This is a genomic window from Xanthomonas protegens, from assembly GCF_038442435.1.
GTDB lineage: Bacteria > Pseudomonadota > Gammaproteobacteria > Xanthomonadales > Xanthomonadaceae > Xanthomonas_A > Xanthomonas_A sontii.
In genome coordinates this window covers 19,956-42,495 of sequence record NZ_JAQJCQ010000017.1, presented here as the reverse complement: position 1 = coordinate 42,495, position 22,540 = coordinate 19,956, and the positions used below count along the sequence as shown (strand labels likewise).

General features: G+C 70.0%; 29 protein-coding genes. 7 read left to right on the top strand and 22 right to left on the bottom strand.

What is annotated here, in order from left to right; translation table 11 throughout:
- The first annotated feature begins 114 nt into the window (after positions 1–114).
- Together PIQ37_RS17505 and PIQ37_RS17500 are read left to right on the top strand one after the other, a co-directional pair.
- Entirely contained in the window at positions 115–816 is a 702-nt protein-coding gene (locus PIQ37_RS17505) for a response regulator transcription factor (RefSeq protein WP_010340248.1), read from the top strand.
- Complete coding sequence (locus PIQ37_RS17500) at positions 806–2,119, top strand: sensor histidine kinase (RefSeq protein WP_342074426.1); 1,314 nt, start codon at positions 806–808, stop codon at positions 2,117–2,119. Before PIQ37_RS17505 ends, PIQ37_RS17500 begins: the two co-directional genes overlap by 11 nt.
- 10 nt (positions 2,120–2,129) lie before the next feature.
- On the opposite strand, the gene PIQ37_RS17495 is transcribed toward PIQ37_RS17500, so the two are convergent.
- The 5 genes from PIQ37_RS17495 to PIQ37_RS17475 form a co-directional block, all read right to left on the bottom strand.
- Positions 2,130–2,621, bottom strand: coding sequence for a hypothetical protein (locus tag PIQ37_RS17495; protein WP_342074425.1), 492 nt, complete (start codon positions 2,619–2,621; stop codon positions 2,130–2,132).
- A gap of 124 nt (positions 2,622–2,745) precedes the next feature.
- Complete coding sequence (gene minE, locus PIQ37_RS17490; RefSeq protein WP_160964358.1) at positions 2,746–3,003, bottom strand: cell division topological specificity factor MinE; 258 nt, start codon at positions 3,001–3,003, stop codon at positions 2,746–2,748.
- 2 nt (positions 3,004–3,005) lie between these two features.
- Positions 3,006–3,815, bottom strand: coding sequence for a septum site-determining protein MinD (gene minD, locus PIQ37_RS17485; RefSeq protein ID WP_209029460.1), 810 nt, complete (start codon positions 3,813–3,815; stop codon positions 3,006–3,008).
- Between the two features lie 36 nt (positions 3,816–3,851).
- On the bottom strand, positions 3,852–4,613 hold the full coding sequence (gene minC / locus PIQ37_RS17480) for a septum site-determining protein MinC (RefSeq protein ID WP_342074424.1): 762 nt from the start codon (positions 4,611–4,613) through the stop codon (positions 3,852–3,854).
- A gap of 2 nt (positions 4,614–4,615) precedes the next feature.
- On the bottom strand, positions 4,616–5,209 hold the full coding sequence (locus PIQ37_RS17475) for a GNAT family N-acetyltransferase (protein WP_019801958.1): 594 nt from the start codon (positions 5,207–5,209) through the stop codon (positions 4,616–4,618).
- A gap of 140 nt (positions 5,210–5,349) precedes the next feature.
- Between PIQ37_RS17475 and PIQ37_RS17470 the strand changes: the two genes are divergently transcribed.
- The 4 genes from PIQ37_RS17470 to PIQ37_RS17455 all read left to right on the top strand — a co-directional run bounded on the left by PIQ37_RS17470 (position 5,350) and on the right by PIQ37_RS17455 (position 9,281).
- Entirely contained in the window at positions 5,350–6,540 is a 1,191-nt protein-coding gene (locus PIQ37_RS17470; protein ID WP_267084601.1) for a sensor histidine kinase, read from the top strand.
- Positions 6,540–7,181 carry a response regulator gene (locus tag PIQ37_RS17465; protein ID WP_017907693.1) on the top strand — a complete coding sequence of 214 codons (642 nt, stop codon included), beginning with the start codon at positions 6,540–6,542 and terminating at the stop codon, positions 7,179–7,181. The genes PIQ37_RS17470 and PIQ37_RS17465 overlap by 1 nt, the downstream gene beginning before the upstream one ends.
- 456 nt (positions 7,182–7,637) lie before the next feature.
- The gene (locus PIQ37_RS17460) at positions 7,638–8,804 is read left to right on the top strand and encodes a polyketide cyclase (protein ID WP_342074423.1); all 1,167 of its coding nucleotides are present in this window, start codon (positions 7,638–7,640) and stop codon (positions 8,802–8,804) included.
- A gap of 105 nt (positions 8,805–8,909) precedes the next feature.
- Positions 8,910–9,281 (top strand): DUF423 domain-containing protein, encoded by a 372-nt coding sequence (locus PIQ37_RS17455; RefSeq protein WP_267093667.1) that lies wholly within the window; start codon positions 8,910–8,912, stop codon positions 9,279–9,281.
- Between the two features lie 64 nt (positions 9,282–9,345).
- Here PIQ37_RS17455 and PIQ37_RS17450 read toward each other — a convergent pair whose 3' ends face one another.
- The 12 genes from PIQ37_RS17450 to PIQ37_RS17395 form a co-directional block, all read right to left on the bottom strand.
- Complete coding sequence (locus PIQ37_RS17450; protein ID WP_342074422.1) at positions 9,346–10,782, bottom strand: FAD-binding oxidoreductase; 1,437 nt, start codon at positions 10,780–10,782, stop codon at positions 9,346–9,348.
- Positions 10,783–10,819: 37 nt separating this feature from the next.
- Positions 10,820–11,416: a hypothetical protein gene (locus PIQ37_RS17445; RefSeq protein ID WP_342074421.1), complete on the bottom strand. Its 597-nt coding sequence runs from the start codon at positions 11,414–11,416 to the stop codon at positions 10,820–10,822.
- On the bottom strand, positions 11,413–12,222 hold the full coding sequence (locus PIQ37_RS17440) for a M15 family metallopeptidase (RefSeq protein ID WP_342074420.1): 810 nt from the start codon (positions 12,220–12,222) through the stop codon (positions 11,413–11,415). Before PIQ37_RS17440 ends, PIQ37_RS17445 begins: the two co-directional genes overlap by 4 nt.
- Positions 12,223–12,304: 82 nt before the next feature.
- Positions 12,305–13,123, bottom strand: coding sequence for an APH(3') family aminoglycoside O-phosphotransferase (locus tag PIQ37_RS17435; protein WP_342074419.1), 819 nt, complete (start codon positions 13,121–13,123; stop codon positions 12,305–12,307).
- Positions 13,124–13,376: 253 nt separating this feature from the next.
- A complete protein-coding gene (locus PIQ37_RS17430) occupies positions 13,377–13,970 on the bottom strand; it encodes a hypothetical protein (RefSeq protein WP_342074418.1) in 594 nt (197 codons plus the stop codon).
- Positions 13,967–14,266, bottom strand: a complete 300-nt coding sequence (locus PIQ37_RS17425; RefSeq protein WP_342074417.1) for a hypothetical protein — start codon at positions 14,264–14,266, stop codon at positions 13,967–13,969. The genes PIQ37_RS17430 and PIQ37_RS17425 overlap by 4 nt, the downstream gene beginning before the upstream one ends.
- A 1-nt stretch (position 14,267) precedes the next feature.
- A complete protein-coding gene (locus tag PIQ37_RS17420) occupies positions 14,268–14,444 on the bottom strand; it encodes a DUF4177 domain-containing protein (protein WP_342074416.1) in 177 nt (58 codons plus the stop codon).
- Positions 14,441–14,620 carry an Arc family DNA binding domain-containing protein gene (locus PIQ37_RS17415; RefSeq protein ID WP_148828821.1) on the bottom strand — a complete coding sequence of 60 codons (180 nt, stop codon included), beginning with the start codon at positions 14,618–14,620 and terminating at the stop codon, positions 14,441–14,443. The genes PIQ37_RS17420 and PIQ37_RS17415 overlap by 4 nt, the downstream gene beginning before the upstream one ends.
- Positions 14,617–14,907 (bottom strand): hypothetical protein, encoded by a 291-nt coding sequence (locus PIQ37_RS17410; RefSeq protein WP_342074464.1) that lies wholly within the window; start codon positions 14,905–14,907, stop codon positions 14,617–14,619. Before PIQ37_RS17410 ends, PIQ37_RS17415 begins: the two co-directional genes overlap by 4 nt.
- A 13-nt stretch (positions 14,908–14,920) precedes the next feature.
- On the bottom strand, positions 14,921–15,793 hold the full coding sequence (locus tag PIQ37_RS17405; RefSeq protein WP_342074415.1) for an SPFH domain-containing protein: 873 nt from the start codon (positions 15,791–15,793) through the stop codon (positions 14,921–14,923).
- 362 nt (positions 15,794–16,155) lie between these two features.
- Entirely contained in the window at positions 16,156–16,782 is a 627-nt protein-coding gene (locus tag PIQ37_RS17400; protein WP_342074414.1) for a hypothetical protein, read from the bottom strand.
- Positions 16,772–17,923 carry an aromatic ring-hydroxylating oxygenase subunit alpha gene (locus PIQ37_RS17395; RefSeq protein ID WP_342074413.1) on the bottom strand — a complete coding sequence of 384 codons (1,152 nt, stop codon included), beginning with the start codon at positions 17,921–17,923 and terminating at the stop codon, positions 16,772–16,774. Before PIQ37_RS17395 ends, PIQ37_RS17400 begins: the two co-directional genes overlap by 11 nt.
- 194 nt (positions 17,924–18,117) lie before the next feature.
- On the opposite strand from PIQ37_RS17395, the gene purT reads away from it, so the two are divergent.
- Positions 18,118–19,305, top strand: coding sequence for a formate-dependent phosphoribosylglycinamide formyltransferase (gene purT / locus PIQ37_RS17390; RefSeq protein WP_342074412.1), 1,188 nt, complete (start codon positions 18,118–18,120; stop codon positions 19,303–19,305).
- Between the two features lie 76 nt (positions 19,306–19,381).
- On the opposite strand, the gene PIQ37_RS17385 is transcribed toward purT, so the two are convergent.
- From PIQ37_RS17385 to PIQ37_RS17365, 5 genes are read right to left on the bottom strand one after another with little or no spacing between them, the layout of a single operon-like run.
- Positions 19,382–20,017 carry a hypothetical protein gene (locus PIQ37_RS17385; protein ID WP_017912407.1) on the bottom strand — a complete coding sequence of 212 codons (636 nt, stop codon included), beginning with the start codon at positions 20,015–20,017 and terminating at the stop codon, positions 19,382–19,384.
- Entirely contained in the window at positions 20,014–20,655 is a 642-nt protein-coding gene (locus PIQ37_RS17380; protein ID WP_342074411.1) for a hypothetical protein, read from the bottom strand. Before PIQ37_RS17380 ends, PIQ37_RS17385 begins: the two co-directional genes overlap by 4 nt.
- 7 nt (positions 20,656–20,662) lie before the next feature.
- Positions 20,663–21,418, bottom strand: coding sequence for a PhnD/SsuA/transferrin family substrate-binding protein (locus PIQ37_RS17375; RefSeq protein WP_342074410.1), 756 nt, complete (start codon positions 21,416–21,418; stop codon positions 20,663–20,665).
- Positions 21,415–21,915 (bottom strand): PAS domain-containing protein, encoded by a 501-nt coding sequence (locus tag PIQ37_RS17370; RefSeq protein ID WP_342074409.1) that lies wholly within the window; start codon positions 21,913–21,915, stop codon positions 21,415–21,417. The genes PIQ37_RS17375 and PIQ37_RS17370 overlap by 4 nt, the downstream gene beginning before the upstream one ends.
- 11 nt (positions 21,916–21,926) lie before the next feature.
- Positions 21,927–22,289 carry a roadblock/LC7 domain-containing protein gene (locus PIQ37_RS17365; protein ID WP_026143691.1) on the bottom strand — a complete coding sequence of 121 codons (363 nt, stop codon included), beginning with the start codon at positions 22,287–22,289 and terminating at the stop codon, positions 21,927–21,929.
- Positions 22,290–22,540: the final 251 nt, after the last annotated feature.

Sequence of the window (22,540 nt, the reverse complement as noted above, 5' to 3'; positions counted from 1 at the left end):
GGGATCCTTTCCAGGTTTTATTGAGATTCGATCAAGGCGCGCGGCCGTTCTGACGGCGTTCCGACACGCTTCCGCTAGCATGGGCGGGTCAGTCCCCCGAATTCGAGCGCCCCCATGCGGCTGCTGGTCATAGAAGACAACCGGAACCTGGTCGCCAACCTGTTCGACTACTTCGAGGTGCGCGGCCACACCCTGGACGCGGCGCCCGATGGCGTGACCGGCCTGCACCTGGCCACCACCCAGCGCTACGACGCGCTGATCCTGGACTGGATGCTGCCGCGCCTGGACGGGCAGCAGGTGCTGCGTGCGCTGCGCGAGGAGCACCATGCCGACGTGCCGGTGATCATGCTGACCGCGCGCGACGAACTGCCGGACAAGATCGCCGGCTTCCGCGCTGGCGCCGACGACTACCTGACCAAGCCGTTCGCGCTGCCGGAGCTGGAAGTGCGGCTGGAAGCACTGCTGGTACGCGCCAGTGGCCGCGGCCGCAGCAAGCTGCTGCGCGTGGGCGACCTGCAGCTGGACCTGTCCACGCTGGAAGTGACCCGCGGCGGGCGTACCCTGCATCTGTACCCGGCCTGTCGCAAGTTGCTGGAGGTGCTGATGCAGGCCAGCCCGGCCGCGGTCACCCGCGATCGCCTGGAGCAGGCGCTGTGGGGCGACGAGCCGCCGGACGGGGACATGCTGCGCTCGCACATCTACGACCTGCGCCGCAGTGTCGACGGCCCGTTCGCGGCCAAGCTGATCCATACCCTGCCGCGCATCGGCTACCGCCTGGCGGTGGTCGGCCCCCACGAGGGCGAGCATGCCGACTAGGGCCGGGCTGCGGCAGCGGCTGACCCTGTGGCTGGTGGGCTACGCGGCGCTGCTGTCGCTGGCGGTGTTCGTGCATGGCTACATCGTCAACGACCAGGCCGAGCAGCTCACCTGGCGCTCGCTGCTGACCTCCGAGTTGGACCACTTCCTGGCGCGCAGCGCGGCCGACCCGGACTATCGCTGGATCGACACCCGCACCGTGAGCCTGTACGGCGACGAGGGCGGCGCGCCGCTGCCGCCGGCAGTGGCGGCGCTGGGCCCGGGCCTGCACGACGAAGTGCAACTGGAAGGCAGCGAGAAGGTGGTGCTGGTGCAGGACGTGCGCGGCCGTCGCCTGGCGCTGGCGCTGGACATCACCGAACTGCACGACCACGAGGACAACCTGGCGCTGTGGATGCTGGTGTCCAACGCGGTGGCGGTGCTGCTGCTCGGCGCGCTGGTGGCCTGGGGCATGGGTCGGGTGGTGCAGCCGTTGATCGACATGGCCCAGCGCATCGGCAGCCTGCGTCCGGACCGGCCCGGGCAGCGCATCGAGGTGCATCCGCGCGCCAGCGCCGAGCAGGTGGTGATCGCCGAAGCGCTGAACGACTACCTGGCGCGCAACGACCTGTTCGTGGAGCGCGAGCGCGCCTTCATCGACAGCACCAGCCACGAACTGCGCACGCCGGTGGCGGTGATCGGCGGCGCCGCCGAGCTGGCGCTGGAGCAGCACGACGTGCCGCCCAGCGTGCGCAACCAGTTGCTGCGCATCCGCCGCACCGCCAGCGGCGTCGGCCAGCTCATCTCGCTGCTGCTGGTACTGGCCAAGGACCCGGCGCGGCTCGCGCGCGGCAGCGATCTGGTGCGGCTGGACCAGTTGCTGCCGGAGATCGTCGAGGATCACCGCCACCTGTGCGCGGACAAGCGCCTGGAACTGGCCCTGGCGCCGATGCCGCCGTGCGAGGTGGAGACGCCGCTGGCGATCCTGCAGGTGGCCATCGGCAACCTGCTGCGCAACGCCATCGAGAACAGCGACAAGGGCCGGATCGAGATCACCATGCCGTCGCCGGGCGTGGTGTGCATCGACGATCCCGGCCACGGCATGAGCCCGGAAGAGATCAGCGCGATCTACATGCGCATGGCACGCGGCGGCGGCAGCCGCGAGGGCAGCGGCATCGGCCTGGACCTGATCGCGCGGCTGTGCGAGCACCTGGGCTGGGCGCTGCACCTGGATTCGCTGGCCGGCAGCGGGACCCGCGCGACACTGGACCTGAGCAGCGCGCTGAAGCGCCCCGGGGCGTCGCCGCCGTCGCCTGCGCCGTAAGGACGACGGGCTAGGCCGGCAGCAGCCCGCGTTGCGCCAGCCAGGCGCGCGCGTCGTCGGCGTCCTGTTCGAACCAGGCGCGGGTGGAACCCAGCCGGTAGGTGTAGCCCCAGGCGTCCATGTCCGCCATCAGCCGCGCACGGCCCACGCCGGGCAGGGCGTCGGCCAGCACGATCTGCAGGTAGCAGGTGGCGTCTTCCTCTTCCACTGAATCGGTAGCGTCGGTATGTACCTGCGCGCGCCGCTGCGGCGGCAATACGATCAGATGGCAAGCCTCGTGCAGCAGCGAATGCACCGGCGTGTCGTCGCGCACGTAGACGTCGCTGGCGATCACCCCCGCCTCCGGCTCGCCCCAGTAGCTGCCGGGAATGGCGGCGCCGTCGGCGACGCGATGCAGGGCCAGGCCGTAGCCGGCCAGCAGCGCGCGCGGCGCGTCCAGGCCGATCGCGCCCACGGTCAGCACCTGGGCGGCGGCAGCGGGAAGGGCGGTATCGGTCTGCATCGGGTGAACTTCGTCGGGACGGAAAGGGCGCGGCCGACGCGCCCGGGAACGGCAGGCACGGCCCATCGCGGCGCCGGCCCACCGATGCGTCAGCCGCGGCGTCGGCCACGGCCGACGCGCCGCCTCAGGGCGTCGGCCCTTCCGGCAGGGCGACGGAGATGTCGAGCACGTCGTGCTCGCCGTCCTTGACCAAGTCCACCTTGACCGCGTCGGCGTCGATGTTGACGTACTTCTTGATCACTTCCAGTAGCTCGCGCTGCAGCAGCGGCAGGTAGTCCGGGCCGCCGCGGTGGTTGCGTTCCTGCGCGATGATGATCTGCAGGCGGTTCTTCGCGGTTTCGGCGGTGTTCTTCTTGGTCTTGAGGAAATCGAATAGTCCCATGCTCACCCTCCGAACAACTTGGTGAAGAAGCCCTTCTTCTCCACGGAGATGAAACGCATCGGACGTTCCTCGCCGAGGATGCGCGCCACGGCGTCCTCGTAGGCCTGGCCGGCCGGGGATTCGGCGTCCAGGATCACCGGCTCGCCCTTGTTGGAGGCGTTGAGCACGTCGCCGGATTCGGGGATCACGCCGATCGCCTTCAGGCCGAGCACTTCCTCCACGTCGGTGATGCTGAGCATCTCGCCGGTTTCCACGCGCGCCGGGCTGTAGCGGGTCAGCAGCAGGAACGCGGGCAGGCTCTTGCCGCTCTCGGCCTTGTGGGTCTTGGAGTCGAGCAGGCCGAGGATGCGGTCGGAGTCGCGCACCGAGGACACTTCCGGATTGACCACCACCACCGCGCGGTCGGCGAAGTACATCGCCAGGAACGCGCCCTTCTCGATGCCGGCCGGCGAATCGCAGACGATGTAGTCGAAGCCGTCGGCGGCCAGGTCCTTGAGCACCTTCTCCACGCCTTCCTGGGTCAGCGCGTCCTTGTCGCGGGTCTGCGAGGCGGCCAGCACGAACAGGTTGTCGAAGCGCTTGTCCTTGATCAGCGCCTGCTTCAGCGTGGCTTCGTTGTGCACCACGTTGACGAAGTCGTACACCACGCGGCGCTCGCAGCCCATGATCAGGTCGAGGTTGCGCAGGCCCACGTCGAAGTCGATCACGGCGACCTTCTTGCCGCGTCGCGCCAGCCCGCAGGCCAGGCTCGCGCTGGTGGTGGTCTTGCCGACGCCGCCCTTGCCGGAGGTGACAACGATAATTTCAGCCAAAGGACTATCTCCTGATACGTTCGTAGTTGGGCCGCGTCAGTCTTGCGCGGCGATCATGATCTGGTCCTGCTCCAGCCAGACCTGGACGGCCTTGCCACGCAGTTCCTTGGGAATATCGTCCAGCACCTTGTAGTGGCCGGCAATGGCGACCAGTTCGGCGTGGAAGTCGCGGCAGAAGATCCGCGCCTCGGTGTTGCCCTGCGCACCGGCCAGGGCGCGGCCGCGCAGGCTGCCATAGATGTGGATGCTGCCGTCGGAGATCACCTCGGCGCCGGCGCCGACGGTGGCCACCACGGTCAGGTCGCAATTCTCCGCATACAGCTGTTGTCCGGAGCGCACCGCGCTCTTCTGCATGCGCCCGGGTTGCGGCCGCGCCGTCGGAGCGGGCGGTGGCGGAGGCGGGGGCGGCGGCGAGACCGGGGCGGGCGCCGCAGCGGGCGCGCCGCCATCGAAGCGCTCGTACTGCGCGCGGAACTTGGCCAGCAGCGGCAGCCCCAGCGCCACCGACAGCTCCTCGATCTCGCGGGTGCCGTAGGCCAGCGCCACCGGCAGCACGCCGGCGTCGCGCAGGCCATCCAGCAACGCCTGCGCGGTAGCCACGTCCGGGGTCTGCGCCAGGCCGCCGAAATCGATGATCACCGCGGCCCGGCCGAACAGCTTGGGCGCGCGCTGCACGCGCTCGCGCATCTCCTGGCTCAGCCGCGCCACGTCCAGCGTGCGCACGCGCAGGTTGGCGATGCCGACCTGGCCGATCTTCAGTTCGCCGGCCTGCTCGAAGTCCAGATTCACCGACGACACGCTCAGGTCCCGGTCGGGCGCTGCGCCCGCTGCAGACGATGGGCGTGGCCGGCCCAGGGCAGTTCGGGCAGGGTGTCGCCGTAGGTTTCGCGCACCCAGGCGTAACTGCACAGATCCTTCAACAGCATGCTCGCACGCACCTCCACTTCGTTCATCGTGTTCTGGCCCACTTCGCGGAAACCGAAGCTGCCGTGGAACAGCAGCGCCGCATCGGCGCCGTGATCCAGGAAAACCTCGCACGCCAGTTGCGGGTAGCGCAACTCGGCGTAGCTCTGCACGTCGGCGTAGAACGCCCGGCCGACGCCGCCGCCGCGGCGGCGGCTGGCCACCACGATGCGGTCGATATAGAAAAACTGCGGGTAGCGCTCGCGGAACCAGGCGAAGTTGCTGCTGTCGTGGTCGCTGTCGCTGCCGAAGCCGACCAGGAAGCCGGCCAGGTTGCCGTCGCGCTCGGCGACGCGGAAGTACTCTGCGGTTTCGTAGAAGCGGTGCAGCTTGGCCGAATCCAGCGGCAGGATCGCCAGTCCGGCGTTGTTGTTCAGGGCCAGGACCGAATCGAGCTCGTGCTCGCGCACGTCGCGGATGACGATCGACATTGAGACTCCATTGCTGATGCGCGCGCGGCCCCGTGCGGGCCGCAGGGGCGGATTATCGCACGCGCGACCCGGGGCGGCGAGCCGCGCCGGCATGACTTCCGTGGGAGTGCAATGCGCGCCGTTCATCCTAAGATGGCTGCATGTTGGGATATCTCAGCCATACCCGCGTCCTGCGCTATGCCGGCCTGTTCACCTGGGCGGTCATCTGCATGCCGTTGCTGTACCTGTACTGGGAGCCGGTCGAGGAATCGGGACGGATGCCCAGCGGCGAGGTGTGGCTGCTGCTGACCAGCTACCTGGGCTTCGGCGTGGTCTATTTCCTGCTGACCCGGCGCCTGCACAGCGGCGACGGCGTGCGCTGGTACGACCGCGGCATGCTGGTGCTGCTGACCATCTGCGCGCTGGCGGTCGGCTACCTGCACCGCTCCGGGCTGGGCAGCATCCTGATGATGGTGGCGGCCGGGGTGATCCCCTGGCTGCTGCCGGTGCGCGCCGGCGTGGCCTGGCTGCTGCTGAGCCAGCTGGCGGTGCTGCCGGTGTACCTGACCATCGGCTTCCCGCCGTTCGAGGCGCTGATGCAGTCGCTGCTGTACGGCGGCTTCTCCATGTTCATCTTCGTCACCAGCCTGGTCGCACGGCAGCAGACCCAGGCGCGGGAGGAGCAGCGCCAGCTCAATGCCGAACTGCGCGCCACCCGCGCGCTGCTGGCCGAGAGCGCCCGGGTCAACGAGCGCACCCGCATCTCGCGCGAACTGCACGACCTGCTCGGCCACCACCTGACCGCGCTGAGCCTGAACCTGGAAGTGGCCGGGCACATCACCGAGGGCCGCGCGCAGGAGCACGTGCAGCAGGCGCATACCCTGGCCAAGCTGCTGCTGACCGACGTGCGCGAGGCGGTCAGCCAGTTGCGCGACAGCGGCGCGATCGACCTGGCGGCGGCGCTGCGGCCGCTGGCCGAGCGGGTCCCGTCGCTGCAGATTCATCTGCAGGTGGAGGAGCCGCTGACCGTGGAGGATCCCGAGCGTGCGCACGTGTTGCTGCGCTGCACCCAGGAGATCATCACCAACGCGGTGCGCCACGCCCAGGCCGACAATCTGTGGATCGAGGTGCGCCGCGACGGCCCGCAGGTGGTGATCCAGGCGCGCGACGACGGCCGCGGTTGCGAGACCCTGGCTCCCGGCAACGGGCTGCGCGGCATGCGCGAGCGCCTGAGCCAGTATGGCGGCAGCCTGGACGTGGCGGCCGCGCCGGGCGCCGGCTTCCGCCTGCGCGCCGCGGTCCCCGGCGCCGCCACCCTGCTGCCGCCCGCCGTTCCCCAAGGAGTGTTGTGATGATCCGTGTGTGTCTGGTCGACGATCAAACCCTGGTGCGGCAGGGCATCCGCTCGCTGCTGGCGCTGGACGGCGGCATCGAGGTGGTGGCCGAGGCCAGCGACGGCCGCCAGGCGGTGGAGCTGATCCCGCAGGTGCTGCCCGACGTGGTGCTGATGGACATGCGCATGCCGTCGATGTCCGGGCTGGAGGCGCTGCAGACGCTGTCGCGCGCCGCCGCGCTGCCGCCGACCATCATCCTGACCACCTTCGACGACGACCAGTTGGTGCTGGCCGGGCTCAAGGCCGGGGCCAAGGGCTATCTGCTCAAGGACGTGTCGCTGGAGCAACTGGTCGGCGCGATCCGCACCGTGGCCGCGGGCGGCTCGCTGGTGCAGCCGGCAGTGACCCAGCGCCTGCTGTCCGGCCTGGAGCACATGCGCAACGACTTCGTCAGCCTGGACCGGCCCGACCCGTTGACCGACCGCGAGACCGAGATCCTGCGGCTGATGGCCAGCGGCTTCTCCAACAAGGAGATCGCCAACTCGCTGGGCGTGGCCGAGGGCACGATCAAGAACCACGTCTCCAACATTCTCTCCAAGCTCGGCGTGCGCGATCGCACCCGGGCGGTGCTGAAGGCGTTCGAGCTGCAGCTGGTCTGACCGAGCAGGATGCTCCGCCCGGGGCCGCAGGTGGTCTGAACCAGACAGGATGACGGCCGGCGGGGGCGGGTCGCGCGCACGCCGGCCGGGTCCCGTGTCGCCGGAGGCCATGCAGACCGTGCCGGCATGGCGCTGTCGCGCCTGTCGCGCGCAGGCAAGTGGTCTGGCCTTGGCTTGGCATGGCGCGGACACGCCCGGCTGTCCGAGAGTGCCGTCATTGCTCGATTCGATGCGGGCCGGTCTTGGGTGCGCCCGCCTGTCCGCCGCCGTCGTTGGGACAATGGTCTGGTCGTCCCCGGCGCCGCGCGCACCGCCGCTGCCGGCACCGCGCAAGGCCGTTGCGGCGCGGGGCGAAGCGGCATTCCGTGATGTGCTGACCACGGACAGCGAAGCCTGCTAGGATGGGCGCTTCGCTTCATCAACCCGGCCGTGGGATCGGCCCCGGAGACCTCCTGAATGACCCGTATTATCGAGTTCCTGATCGCCCTGGGGATCGTGGCTGGCCTGTTCGTCATTGTCGGCGTGGTGCTGCCCTCGGAGCGTCACATGTCCGAAAGCGTCGAGACCAATCGGCGCATGACCATCGTCTATGACACGGTCAACAGCCTGCGTCGGTTCAAGGACTGGAACCCCCTGGTGCTGCGCGACCCGCGCATCGAGCTGAAGCTCTCCGGCCCGGAATCCGGTGTCGGCGCGCGCCTGGACTACAGCTCCAAGGAGGGCTACATCGGCAAGGGTAGCTGGACCATCACCTCGACCGAGAAGAACAAGGACGTGGTCATCGCCATCGAGGACGAGACCAAGGGCAAGGACAAGACCACCAGCTTCAAGCTGGAGCCGACCGGCAAGAACGGCCGCAACGTGAAGATCACCCAGGACTACACCGTCAAGTACGGTTGGGACCTGCTGGGTCGTTACGCCGGCCTGTACGTCAGCCGCCATGTCGGCGACGACATCAAGCTGGGTCTGTCGCGCCTGAGCAACGTGCTGGCCACCGTGCCGAACGTGGACTACCGCTCCGACGACACCCCGCTGAAGGACCTGAAGGTCGTCGACGTCCCGGCCGAGGACCTGCTGGTGGTCAACGCCGGCAACATCGACCGCGACAACGACTCCATCAAGAAGTCCATCAAGGACAACCAGGAGTGGATCAAGCGGGTGATGGACGCCAACGGCCTGGAAGCGGCCGGCCCGGTGCGCATCGTCACCACCGACTTCGGCGCCGACAAGTACGCGTTCGACGTCGCCCAGCCGGTGCGCAAGCGTGCCGGTGGCGCGCCGAAGGACGACGCCAAGAAGGATGAGAAGAAGGACGACAAGAAGGACGACGTGGCCGCCGCGCCGGTCGATGCCACCCCGGTTGCCGCCTCCGGCGAGCCGCTGAAGGTGACCATCCCGCAGGGCGCCCCGGTGACCTACCTGCGTACCGAAGCGCACCGTTCCGCCTTCGCCAGCTACACCGGCCACATGGCGGGCCTGGATGCGGCGCGCAATGCGCTGCGTGCCTGGGCCGCGACCAGCGGCTACGACGTGACCGACCGTCCGTACGAAGCCTGGAAGGGCGGAGTGGACAAGTCGTTCACGCCGGAAGGCACCTACGACATCTACTGGGCGATCAAGTAAGTCCGTCCTGCCCTGGTGGACGAGTGAACCGGAACGCGCCGCATCTTGCGGCGCGTTCTGTTTATGGGGCCGGCAAACGTTGCCGCGCTCCCGGAGGAAACCCTCATGCTGACGTTCGATCGCCGTACGCGCGGACCGTTCTGGCTGTGCAGTGCCGGCGCGCTGCTGGCGGCCGTGTCCATCGGCCTGTCCGCCTATGCCTCGCACGGCGTGGCCGAGCCCCTGGCGCAATCGCACCTGCAGACCGCGGCGCTGTACGCCTTCGGCCACGGCGTGGCGCTGGCGGCGCTGGGCCGCCGCAGCGAACGCTTGCTCGCCCGGAGTGCGCTGTGCCTGTTGCTGCTCGGCACCGTGCTGTTTTCCGGCAGCCTGGCCGGCAACGCGCTGGCGCAGTGGCCGACGCGCCTGGCGCCGATCGGCGGCACCACGCTGATGCTGGGCTGGCTGCTGTGGGCGGTGGACGCGCTTCGGCGCTGAGTGGCGTTGCATTCTGCTGCGTGTCGCTCGATGCACGCCAGCCAGGCGCCTTGTGTGCGCTGCCCTATGCGCGCGGCAGATATTTGTCCCATAGGTGGTTGCGGAAGCGTCCTTGCGGATCCACCTGGCGCTTGATCCGCGCGAACGCCTCGGCCTCCGGATAGGCTGCGGCGAACTGGTCGGTGCTGGCATGCAGGCGGTACGGCAGGTAATAGCGTCCGCCGTGTGCAAGTGCGGCATCGATCAGCTGCCGCGTCCACACCGCCGAGGCGCGGTCCGCGGCCATCCCGCTGCGCTGCTTGTGGTACAGCACGAACGAGAACACCGGTTGCGTCGCCCAGCGCAGCAACGCCACCGTATCGGCGGGCGAGTGGCGGATGGAGACGTTGAGCGCATTGACCTCATGGCGACGCAGGATCGCGGCCATTTCCTTCGCGAATGCGGCGAACGCGGACACTGGCACGAAGTATTCCTGCAGCAGGAAGGTGGACAGGCGCCGGGTGCGTGGTTCCAGCGCCTTCGCATCCAAGCTGGCCTGGCAGTTGCGGCGCATGACCGCCGGCGTGTGCAGCAGCGGTTCGGTCTGGTAGTGCTCGCGCAGCCATGGGCCCAGCGGTAACTCCGAGGCAGCCCAGATCATCGCTTGGTCGCGCGCGTGGTTCTGTCCGCGGGGCAGCAACCGGCGGGGCTCGGTCAGTGTCCCGGTGCTGCGGCGCCAGGTCACCGCCAACGGCTGGTCGAAGCGTGGCGGCATCAGATCGGCGTTGTGCATGATCGCCAGCGGATCGCTGGCGATGCGTTCGGCGAAGAAGGCCGGGTACTCGACCAGCGTCAGCTGCTGGACGTGGCGTTCGAGTACATCGTTGCGGGCCAACGACAGCTCGGCCTCGGTGATCACGCCGAGCCCGCCGTAGCCGCCGATCGCCGCGGCGAACAGCGCCGGTTCACGCTGGCGATCGAGTTCGTGCACGCTGCCTTGCGCATCGACCAGTTGCAGGGCCTGCACCGTGTGCGCGATGGGGCCGGCGTGCAGGTAGCGGCCGTGGCAATTGACCGAGATCGAGCCGCCGACGCTGAAGTTGCTGTAGCTCTGCATCACCGCAATCGAAAGATCGTGCGGATCGATCCGGTCCTGCACGTCGCGCCAGCGCATGCCGCTGCGCACGCGGATCCGCTGCGCGCCCGGATCCAGATGAACCACGCCGACCAGCTCACGCAGGTCCAGATGCAGCGAGCCGGCGGCGCTGACCTGGCCACCCATGCTGTAACACGCGCCGCCGACCGACACCGCGCCGCGGCTGTCGCGCAGCAGGGCAGCGACCTCGGCCGTGCTGCGCGGTCGCGCGATGCGCGCGACGCGGGTCCGATCGATGGCAGCGATGTCGCCGATCTCCAGTGGATCAGGGGCACTGCGCCCGCATCCTGATAGCGCCAAGCCGGCGCCAGCGCCGAGCAGCGTAGCGCTGGCGGCACGGCGCCGATGATCGATGTGCTCGTTCATCAACATTCCCGGTCTTCGTGGCCGATACGGCCTGTACTCAGCGGTCGCCGACCAGTTCCACCTGCGCCTTCAACCGCACCCACGCGTCCTGGCTGGGATCGTTGACCGTGACCTGCACGGTATAGGTGCCGAGCGGGTCGCTGTCCTCGAAACGCAGTTGCACCGACAGCGGCGCCAGTTCCAGCAGGCCGGCGGCGGCCGGTGGGCCGCCCATGCCCAGTGGCCGCATCGGATCCTGCAGGGTGGTGCTGCCGTCGGGGCCGAGCACGCGCAGGCTCATCTGCGCATCGCAGGCGCCGCCGTTGTTGGGGCTGGGCGCGCAGCCGGAATACAGCAGCGCCACGCGCAGCAACTGGCCGCGCTTCACGCGCGCGATCGTCCGCAGGTTGGGCGCATGTGCGGCCTCGGTCTGCCCCCACTCCTGCGCGAACGCGCTGAAGTCTGCATCGTCGGCGATCTGCAGTGCGGCGGCGAAGGCCTTGTCATGGCCGCGCTCGGCACTGTCCGGCAGCGTTTGGCCCTGCCGGTCGTGCCATTGCGCGGTGGCGCAGGTGGGCAGGGCCAGGGCCAGCAGGGTCAAGGCCCGCCAGGCGGCGGTGCCGGCGCGCGGCCGGCGGGTGTCGGAACGGGTCATGCGCAAGTGGCCTCCTGCCAGCACCAATGCCAGGGTTCGTAGACGATGCCATGCGGGTTGTCGCGCGGATAGCTCATGCGGTAGCCGAAGGCGCCGGCGTGGTCGCGCAGCCAGGCGAAGGCCGGCGTGCGCTCGAAACTTTCCTCGGCCGGCGGCTCGCCGGGCGTGCCGATGTCCAGGGCGTGCCCGCTGTGGTGCTCGCTGAAGCCCGGCGCGGCATTGACCGCGAGGATCTGCTCCAGGGTCTGCCCGCGGGCGAACTTGCGCGCAAAGATGCCCAGTTGATACGCATGACTGCGATAGCCGGAGATCGCCTCCAGCACCACGCCATCGCGCGCGGCGGCTTGGCGCAGCGCGTGCCAGGCGCGTGCGGCGCCCGCGCTCAGCCACAGCGGGCGGCGGTAGCGATCTGCGCCGGCCGCGTGCAGGGTGGCCGGTTCCGGCTGCAGCGGCAGGCCGGTGCGCTGCGCGTAGGCGTCGGCGGCCAGGCCCAGCTGGTCCAGTTGCTCCTCCAGCGCGTGCAGCGGCAACCAGATCTCATCAGCCGCCATCGCGCCGCGTGCGGGCAGCGCGTCGAGCCGATCCAGGGCCGCGTCGATGCCGGGTTCGTGCATCAGCCGCGGGACCAGCGCGTGCAGCCCGTGTGCGTTCGCGGTCGCCAGGTAGCGCCCGTCGTGCTTGCGCCGCAGCAGCCAGGTCGCCTGCGCGAGCTGGCGCGCGTCGGCGTTGCTGCGGGCGCGTAGCCGCGCGGCCGGCAGCAGTTCGATGGTCTCGGTGTTGAGCAGCAGGCTGGGGACGGTGCGCATCGGCACAGGGTAGAGCCAAGCAACGCGGGCGGCCAGTCGTGGGGCGATCCTGCCGCGCTGCACACGACGCGGCAGACGCGGCTCAGAAGAACTCGTCGAGCAACTGGTGGAACTGCAGCCGCGTGAGGTCCGGCGTGGCGATGCCGTACGCGGCGAAGAAATGGTCGGCGAGCTGCGGGCCGAATTCGTCCAGGCAGTTGGCCAGGATCGCCAGGTCCTGGTACGGGTCGGCGACGCCGGCGCGGCCGAGGTCGATCACCCCGATCATGTGGTCCGGCGCGTCGAGCAGGATGTTGTCCAGCGAATAGTCGCCGTGGCACAGCACGCGCTCGCTGGCCAGCGGCAGCAGCGCGGTCATCGCTTGCCACACCGCGTCCGCTGACCAGCCGGCACGCGCGGCGTCGAAGTCCTCGGTGTCGACCAGGCCCGCCAACAGCCGGCGTTGCGCCGCGGCCAGGCGCAGCGGGTGAGTGGCGTCGAACGGACAGGTATCGATCGGCAAGGCGTGGAAGCGGCGCAGGAAGTCGGCCAGCGTCTGCACGATGCGCTCGGCCTGCGCGGGCGCCTCCTGCAGCCACTGGTAGGCGGTCTTGCCCGGCAGCGCTTCGCTCAGCAGCCACGCGCCGGCGGCGTCGGCCTCGAAATGCAGCACGCGCGGCACGCAGCCGGTTCCGCGCAGCCAGTGCAGGCGCGCGAATTCGTCCACCACGTCGTCGTGCGAGGCGCCGGTGCCGCGCTTGAGGTACAGGGCTGGCGTGCTGGTGCCGCTTAGCCGATAGACCAGGGCGCCGGCCTCGCCGACCAGATTGCGGTGCCAATGCAGGCCGTGCAGCCGCGCCGACAGTGTCGGCGGCAGCGCCGGTGCGGTGGCGGGAGTCTCGCGGGGCGCGGTGTCGTCCATCGGGCCGATCCTGGAGAGTTGTTTGATGGTTGAGGCGAGGTCGCGTCCCTGTGCATGCCGCTGGTGACGAGGGCGAGCGTTGCTGCTGGTCCAGCGTATCGCCTCGGATACGCCGGAACCCTCGGTTTGGCGTCCTCGGCGCATTGGGTGCATGAGAGCCGCGAGAACTTACCGCACTGCGCGCGGCATGTCCTGCCCTGTGCGAGGGCCGCTCGCAGCGGCGATCGACGCGGCGCTGCGCTGCGCGCCGGACTCACGCCATGCGGCGGGTCGCGCCGCGTGTGTCTTCGCCGCCACGCGCCGGCGCCGCCAGCGCCTGCCATTCCTGCAGCACCTGCCGAGGGTGTTCGACGCTGAGCAGCAGCCAGCCGCCGTCGTGCAGCGGAACGGCCAGCACGCGATCGCTAGTGATCAGGCAGAACGCCTTGTGCCCGTCGCGGGTCCAGTAGTGGCCGGCATGGAAGCCGGGGTAGCCGAAGCCGAGCAGCTTCAAGGCCGGCTTGAAGCCGGTGTGCTCGGACAGCGCGACCACGCGCGCGTCCCCCAGGCGCAGCGCGGCCAGCGGAACGCGCTTGGTCAGGAACGTCGCACGCACCTCCACCAGGCCATCGTGCAGCAGCACGCGCTGCCGCGCGAAAGTGGCGGTGCCGGCCACGCCGATCAGCGCCAGCAGCCCGAAATGCCACCACAGCGCACCGGGCCGCGCGGCGTGCAGCGCGAAGGCACCGATCACGGCGGCGACGAGCAGCAGCGGCAGCCACAGCCACAAGGCCAGACCCAACCCATGCGCCGGCGCCACCGGATACCGCCGTGCCGGCGAGGGCGCTGTGGATCGCAGCCGGCTCATGGCGCGGCGCCGTGGTTGGCGGGCAGGGCGCGCACCCAGGCGGCCACATCGGCGATCAGGGCCGGGTCGACATGGCCAGGCGTCGCGTACTCGGCCGGTCCGGGTGCAACGCTGCGCGCGATACGCAGGTGGTTCAGGGCGGGATCGCGGTGCTGGTCGGCTTCGACAGCGGCGAGGCCGACAGCCTGCAGGCGATCCGGCAGCGCGCCGGCGGTCTGTTGCGGCGTCGCGGCCAGCACCGTGAGCGGAGCGAGCAGCGTCGTCAGTGCAAGCGCAAGAACCCGATGCGGGCGCATGTTAGACCTCCCGCTTGAACATCATCAGCGGCTTGGTGCCAGGCAGGGTCAGGACGTTGACCAGTTCCCAGCCGAGCTTGCCGTGCTTGTTCAGATCGGCCTGCAGTTCGTCCAGTTTCAGGCCCAGCATCAGGTTGGTCTTGGCCTCGACGGTGAGGTACTCCCAGCGCTTGCTCATGAGGTGCGTTCCTTGTCGTCACCGGGCTTGGGCAGCCGGCCCGCCTTGCGCAGCGCGTCGCGCAACACGTATTCGATCTGCGCGTTGAGGCTGCGCAGTTCGTCGTCGGCCCAGCGCTGCGCCGCCGCCAGCACGTCGGCGTTGATGCGCAGCGGATAGGCCTTCTTCTCGCTCATGACCGCTCCTGCCGCGCGGCGTCGCTGCGCCGCAGGTGCAGCAGCATCGACACGATCAGCGCGTTCACCACCAGCAGCAGTGCGATCGCCACCGCATAGACGCCGGCGCGCTGGCCACCGGTCCAGTACAGCGCCGCGGCGCCGACCAGGATCGCCAGGCCGATCAGCGCCCAGCGCAGGCCCAGCCCGCGCGCGCGGTCGTCGCCCTTGCCGCCGACCCAGGCGGCGATGACCAGGGCCGGCAGGCCGGAGAGGGCGAGCGCCAGCGGCGCGATGGCGGCGTGCATGGACATCGGCACCTCAGTACAGCGAGCCGGCGTTGACGATCGGCTGGGTGCCGCGGTCCGAACACAGCACGGTCAGCAGGTTGCTGACCATGTGCGCCTTGCGCTCCTCGTCCAGCGCGACCACGCCGTTTTTCTGCAGTTCGGCGAGGGCCATCTCGACCATGCCCACCGCGCCGGCGACGATGCGGGTGCGCGCGGCGATCACCGCGTTGGCCTGCTGCCGCTGCAGCATGGCCTGGGCGATTTCCGGGGCGTAGGCGAGGTGGCTGATGCGTGCCTCGATGACGTCCACGCCGGCCTGGGTTAGCCGTTCGTCGAGGTGGCGCTTGAGCTGTTCGCTGATCTCGTTGGGATGGCTGCGCAGCGAGATCTGCCCGTCCTCGTGCTGGTCGTAGGGATAGCTGGTGGCCATCGCGCGCAGTGCCGCCTCGGACTGGATGTGCACGAAGCTCTCGTAGTCGTCGACGTTGTAGACCGCCTCGGACGCGTCCATGACCTGCCACACGATCACCGCGGCGATCTCGATCGGGCTGCCGTCCAGTTCGTTGACCTTGAGCCGGCCGCTCTCGAAGTTGCGCACGCGCTGGCTGACCTTGCGCTTGCTGAAGAAGGGGTTGTTCCAGCGCAGGCCCGGGTCCTTGACCGTGCCCACGTAGCGGCCGAACAGGCTCAGCACCGCGGCCTGGTTCGGTTCCAGCGCATACAGGCCGACCACCAGGAACAGCGCGACGGTCAGCACCGGGATCGCGACCAGCAGGGTCCACGGCATCGCCGACGGCTGCAGCACGCCGGTGGCAATGATCGCGCCGGCGCCGGCCACGAACACCAGGACCAGGCCCAAGATCATCGGAATGCCGGGCAGGGAGGAACGGGGCTGCTCTTTCATGGTGGACGTCCTTGGGTGGTTGGATGAAAAGATATCAAATTGATATCAGGTTGCAAGGGACGGGGATTGGGGAATCGGGAATGGGGAATCGTGGGAGCGGGTTCATCGGGGCGGACGGGTCCAGGGAGCCTTATGAATCTCCGCTTCCCGCCCGCGCGCGGCATCCGCTTTTGAGGATCGGTATGGCGCTGAAGTCGCGAGGTATGAAGGGGCAGTTGCTGCGGTGGCAGCCCGGGTGTCGACTTGGCGGGCGTCGGCGGTGTGCATCCATCGGCCGCGTGCTGTCACGCCGGGGCAGACCCAGCGCTTTTACGAATCCCCAATCCCGACTCCCCAATCCCGTCGCCGCGAGCGGCGACAACTCACCCGCCGAGAATCAGCACCGGCGTGCGAAAGCCGCTGAGGTGGTGGGTGCCGGTGGCGATGTCGCTGCGGTAGCGGCCGGGGATCTCGATCTGGCAGCGTTTGCCGATGCGCACGCCGGGGCCGACGTCGACCTGCCGGCCGAGCGTGGCCTGGGGGCCGATCTGCGCTTCGGCACCGAGTGTCACGCCGGCCTCGATCCACGCCGATGCGCCGACCTTGACCGCCGATTCCAGCACCGCCGCCGCGCCGATCCAGGCGTTGAAGCCGATGTCGCAGTGCGCATCGACGATGGCACCGGTGCCGATCGCGCAGTTCTCGCCCACGCGCGCGCTGGCGGCCACCTGCGCGCCGCGGCAGATCAGCGGCGGCATCCTGAAACCGCGCGCCTTCAGTTCGCCCATCAGTTCCTGGCGGCGGAAGTTGAGGAACTGCGCGCCCCAGGCGACGAAGGCGGTGGCGCCGGTATCGGCCAGCGCGTGCAGGGCATCCAGGTCGAAGCGGTAGTCCTTGCCCTGGGCCACGTCCACCGGGTGCAGCACGCACTCCGGCGCCGCCTCGGCCCAGGCCGCCAGCGCCCAGCGCAGCAGCGCACCGCTGCCGACCACGTACTTGTCAGAGGACATGGCGGCCCTCCATGACGTCCATGTACCAGCGTTCGATCTGCATGTTGGCGTGCTCGTAGTCGCCCAGCACCGCGCGCGGGGCGCCGGCGCGCAATCCCGACTGCACCTGCTCCATGATCTCGATGTCCTCGCGCAGTACCTTCTCGGCGCCGTGCAGGTGCCCGAGCAGCACCGCGTCGGAACCCGGGTAGCGATGCTTCTTGCGTGCGGTGACGTAGTAGACCAGCAGGTCGGTGCGCTGCGCCGATACCGGCTGGTGGTGCTCGATGATGAAGGAATAGCCGCCCGAGCCCGAGGCGATGTGCAGGTTCGGGTACAGCAGCCAGTTCAGATACCAGTCGTCGTTGCCGAAGCGTTCGACGTGCGCGTGCCAGGGGTAGTGCGCCATCGCCAGCAACGGCTCGTTGAGCCCGCCGCCGCTGAACGCGCGCAGCCGCGCCAGATGTGCCTCGCGCGAGGCGCTGCCCTCTGCGTGATAGCGGCGCGCCTCGGCAATGCCGGCGTCGTCCATCTGCACCTGGAACTTCACCTGCTGCGCCAGGGTGCGTGCATGCACGAAGCGCGGGTGCAGCGCGTCGCGCAGGTTCTCGTAGGCCAGCTTCCAGTTGAAGTCGGCCTCGAAGGTCGCCACCAGCACTTCGTCGTCGAACTGTTCGGAAGCGGCGCGCAGCATCTCCAGCGCCTCCAGCGAGAACTGCGCCTCCAGCGGCATCGGCTCGGGCGACAGGTTCACGAACACCAGCTTGCCGATGCAGGCCACCGCGAAGCGGCGCAGCCGCAGGCAGGCGCGTGCTTCCGGGGCCAGGCGGTAGGCATCGTCCTGGAACGGGATGTTGTCCACGCCGCCGTCGGCGCCGTAGCGCCAGCCGTGGTAGCTGCAGACCAGCGGGCGCACGCCCTGCGCTTGCTGTTGCAGCGGGTTCTGCCGGTGCAGGCACAGGTTGTCGAAGGCGCGCAGTTCGCCGTCGATGTGCTGCACCACCACGTCCACGCCGCAGATCGAGCGGCGCACGAAGGCGTTGGGCTTGTCCAGCAGCATGCGCGGCGCCACGAACTGCCACAGCGGCATCATCAACTTTTCGCGCTCGCGGGCGAACCAGGCCTCGTCGATGTAGGTTTCGGCCGGCATCAGCGAGTGCATGGACGCGCCTCGGCGGTGCGGCAGGGCGTGCCGCGGCGGTGTTCGGCGCTGTGTGCGTGCATGGCGACATCCCCAGTGACGTTGCGGAAGATAGCACCTCGCTGCGCGCCGACGATGGCGCGGCCGGTCCTGTGCCGGCGCGGGGTGCTGGCCCGGTAGAATACGGCTCCCCTCTTCGCGCAGGCGCCGCCGCCATGGTCACTCTGGGAACCCCGTTGTCCGCTTCCGCCACCCGTGTGCTGCTGCTTGGCTCCGGCGAGCTGGGCAAGGAAGTGGCGATCGAACTGCAGCGCTTCGGCGTGGAAGTGATTGCGGTGGACCGCTATGCCGACGCCCCGGCGATGCAGGTCGCGCACCGCAGCCACGTGGTCGACATGCTCGATGCGATGGCGCTGCGCGAACTGATCGCGCGCGAGCAGCCGCACCTGATCGTGCCGGAGATCGAGGCGATCCACACCGAGATCCTGGTGGCGCTGGAGCGCGACCTCGGCCAGCGGGTGATCCCCACCGCGCGTGCGGCGCGGCTGACCATGGACCGCGAAGGCATCCGCCGCCTGGCCGCCGAAACCCTGGGCCTGCCGACCTCGCCGTACCGCTTCGTGGACACGCCAGAGGAATACCGCGAAGCGATCGCCGCGGTCGGCCTGCCGTGCGTGGTCAAGCCGGTGATGTCGTCCTCCGGCAAGGGCCAGAGCACGCTGCGCAGCGCCGCCGACATCGACGCGGCGTGGGAGTACGCGCAGACCGGCGGCCGCGCCGGCGCCGGCCGCTGCATCGTCGAAGGCTTCATCGACTTCGAGTACGAGATCACCCTGCTGACGGTGCGCCACGCCGGCGGCACCGCGTTCTGCGACCCGATCGGGCACTGGCAGAAGGACGGCGACTACCGCGAGAGCTGGCAGCCGCAGCCGATGTCGGCGCTGGCCCTGCAGCGCGCGCAGGACATCGCCCGCGCGGTCACCGACGATCTCGGTGGCTGGGGCCTGTTCGGCGTGGAGCTGTTCGTCAAGGGCGACGAGGTCTGGTTCAGCGAAGTGTCGCCGCGACCGCACGACACCGGCCTGGTCACCCTGGTGTCGCAGGAACTGAGCGAGTTCGCCCTGCATGCGCGCGCGATCCTCGGCCTGCCGATTCCCGTGATCCGGCAGAACGGCCCGTCGGCCTCGTGCGCGCTGCTGGCGCACGGCGAAGGCGTGCCGCGCTTCGGCAACATCGACGCCGCCCTGCAGGCGCCGGACACCGCCCTGCGTCTGTTCGGCAAGCCCAGCGTGCACGGCCACCGCCGCGTCGGCGTGACCCTGGCCCGCGGCGCCGACATCGAGCAGGCACGCCAGACCGCCCGCGACGCTGCCGCTGCCCTGAGCATCGACCTCGACGCCTGAGTCCGCACACAGGAAAAGCGGGCCGCAACGCGAACCCGCTTTTCATCCCCACTCCCGAATCCCCAATCCCGATCGCTCAAGCCGGCGGCGCAAACCGTGCCGCCGCCAGGCGGATGCTCCACACCAGTTCCACCATCGCCAGGTTGTTGAGCAGGGCCTCGCCGCCCAGCACCAGCCAATAGCCGGCGCCGTCGACCCAAAACGGCACGAACGACCAGTCCGGCAGCAGCAGTTGCGGCTCGCTGTAGAACGCCACGTAGCGGTGCGCGCCGTGCCAGCCGCGCGCGCTCTGGCGCTGGGCGAAGCCGGAGAAGTCGGCCGCGGCCACGCTCAGCGTGTCGGCCTGTTCCTGGTCCAGGCCGGCATGGCCCAGGCAGAAGCCGCTGTCGGAGGCCAGCACCGCGCGGCGTTCGGCCGACAGCGGGGCGATCACGTGCTGGGCGAAATCGTCCAGGCGGATTTCCGGGCCCGGCACTGCGCGCCGTAGCAACTGCACCCATTGCTGTTCGCGCGCCTCCTGCAGTAGCCGCTGTGCGTCGCCGCCCACGCGCTGGCGCCATTCCTGCAGCGACAGCGCGCCGTGCGCGCCAAGCAGCAGTTGTAGCGCGCGCTGCAGGCGGTCGGGCGTGGCGCTGGCGAAGCCGTGCAGCACGCCGTGCGGGGTCGGCATCAGCCAGGTCGGTTCGGAGTTGGTCGGGTCGGGGGCGGTCATCGCGACGCACTCGCGCTGGAAAAGGACAGGGCGTCGACGCTGCGGCCACCCAGCGGCTCGCGCTGCTGCAGCCAGCGCGCGGTGCTGTCCCAGCGGTCGCCCAGGGCCAGCGCATGGCGGCGCAGTTCGCGCGTGGCGAGCATGAAGGCGAGCTTGTCCTGGCAACTGATGCAGTAGTCCAGGAACTCGCGCTCGCAGCGCGCCGCGGCGATCGGTGCGCCGTCGCACAGCGCGTCCACCACCTCGCGCACCATCCGCCGCGAATGGTCCGGGCTGGCCCGGCGCACTCGCGCCGGCACGTCGGCGGACGGCCGCGCCAGCACGCTCCAGCGCGTGGCCAGGGCGTTGATCGGCAGCAGCGCGTGGCCCTGGCTGTGGCGCTGGAAGGCCTCGGCCACGTGCGGCGCCAGATGCGCCGCGGCCATCTGCAGCGCCAACTGGCGCAGGGCGACGTCGTGCCGCGGCAAGGCCACGAACAGGTCGGCAAGCACGCCCTGGGTCGGTTCGTTGTCGTGCAATTGCAGCGCCGCGTGCAGCCGCGCCAGGTGCGCGGCGGCGTCGCGCGGGTCGCGCAGCAGGGCGCGGGCATGGGTGCGCATCACCAGGCGTGCGGGATCGCGAGCGGGAAGCGTGGGCATGGGCGCCTCAGTCCAGCAAGGTGTCGATCAGGTCGATCATGAATTCGGCGTCCTCCGTGGCCATCGCCTCGAAGCCGCGCTCCAGGCCCAGCGCGTCGAGCACTGCCTGGTCGTCGCGATGCGCGGCATCGCCCAGCGCCAGCAGGGCGTCGCGCAGCGCCGGCAGTTGCGGGCCCAGGCGCGGATGCGCCAGCAGCACGTGGCCGATGTCGCACAGCGCGCTCTCCACCAGCGGGCGCAATCGCTCGCGGGTCAGCCGCGACAGGCCGTGGTAGGCGGTGGCCAGGAACAGGCCGGCATCGGCTTCGCCTTCCAGCAGCAGTCGCGCCACCGCGGCGTAGCCGCTGGCCGGGCGCCAGGCGATGCGTTCCGGCTCCAGGTCGGCCGGTTCCAGCAGGCGCAGGCCGATCAGGCGCACGTCGTGGTTGGCGGTCAGCGCGATGCGGCAGCCGTAGGGCAGGTCTTCCACGCAGCGCGCCGGCGCCTCGGCCGCGGTCGCGATCACCACCTCGTCGGCGTGCCCGCGCGGCCTGGCCAGCGGCAGGTAGCCGCGGTCGCGGATCAACGCGCTGGCGTCGAACGGGCTGGCGTACACCAGGTCGACGACGCTGTCGTCCAGCAATTGCCGCTGTTCGGCGGCGTCGGCCGGCATCAGCAGGCGCAGGCCGAGGCCGGCGCGGCGCTGCAGCACCGTGCTGAGCAGGTACCAGCCGCCGAAGTACTCGGGCGCGAAGTCCGGCGCGACCAGGAACGTGCAGCTCATGCCAGCGGCTCCGCGCGTTCGTCCTGCAGCCATTGCGCGTACAGCGGCTGCAACGCGTCGATGCGCCGTCGCGACGGCTTGCGCCGCACCGAGGTGAAGCCGACCACGCGGCCGCCGCGGACGTTCGGCAACGCGGTGGCGTAGACCCAATAGCAGGCGCCGTCGCGGCGCAGGTTCTTGACGTAGCCGTGCCACTTCTCGCCTGCCAGCACTGTGTCCCAGAGTTCGCGGAATGCGCGCCGCGGCATCTCCGGGTGGCGCAGGATGCAGTGCGGCGCGCCGATCAGCAGTTCGCGCGGCCAGCCGCTGAGTTCGACGAAAGCGTCGTTGGCGTGGGTGATGATGCCGTCCAGGTCGGTGCGCGAGACGATCAGGCGCCCGTCCGGATAGGCCACCTCGCGTTCGCTCCAGTACACCGTGCGGCGGCTGCCGTCGTGGTAGCGCAGCTCGGCGCTGCGGTGCGGCTCGTGCGGCGCTTGCATCGGCGGCAGCGGCATGGCGGCGCCCCCTACAGGATCTGTTGCAGCGCCTGCGCGGCGCGCTTGATGTCCAGGAACACCAGGCCGAGCTTGGCGCTGGGCTTGGCCAGCACGGTGAGCACCGCCTCGCGGCCGGCCGCACTCATGATCACGTAGCCGAGTTCGCCCTGGATCAGCACCCGCTCCAGCGCGCCGCGTGCCAGTTCGCGCGCGCTGCGCTCGCCCAGCGCGAGCAGCGCCGCGGACATCGCGCCGACGCGGTCCTCGTCCATGCCCTGCGGCATCGCCGAGGCGATCATCAGCCCGTCCAGGGAGATCAGCGCCGAGGCCTCGATATCGGCGGTGGCGCCATTGAGGCCTTCCAGCGCCTGTTGCAACTGTTGCGTTCGCATGCTCGCCATCCGCTTGCGCATCCTGACCGGGTGCGGGAGGCATTGGACCGCGTCGGCGCGATCTTGCCCTTGATCTGGATCAAGGCCGATGGCGACGCCCGGCGCAGGTGCCTGCGCAGGAGGGGCGATCCGACGGGCGGCACCGCTGCCGCGAAGGCGTCGGGCCCTGCTCACACCGGCGCCGCCTCGCGGCCAGCGGTCAACGCGGACGCGCGGGTGCAGGCCGCTCGCCAGGCGCCTGGCGCGCCGGC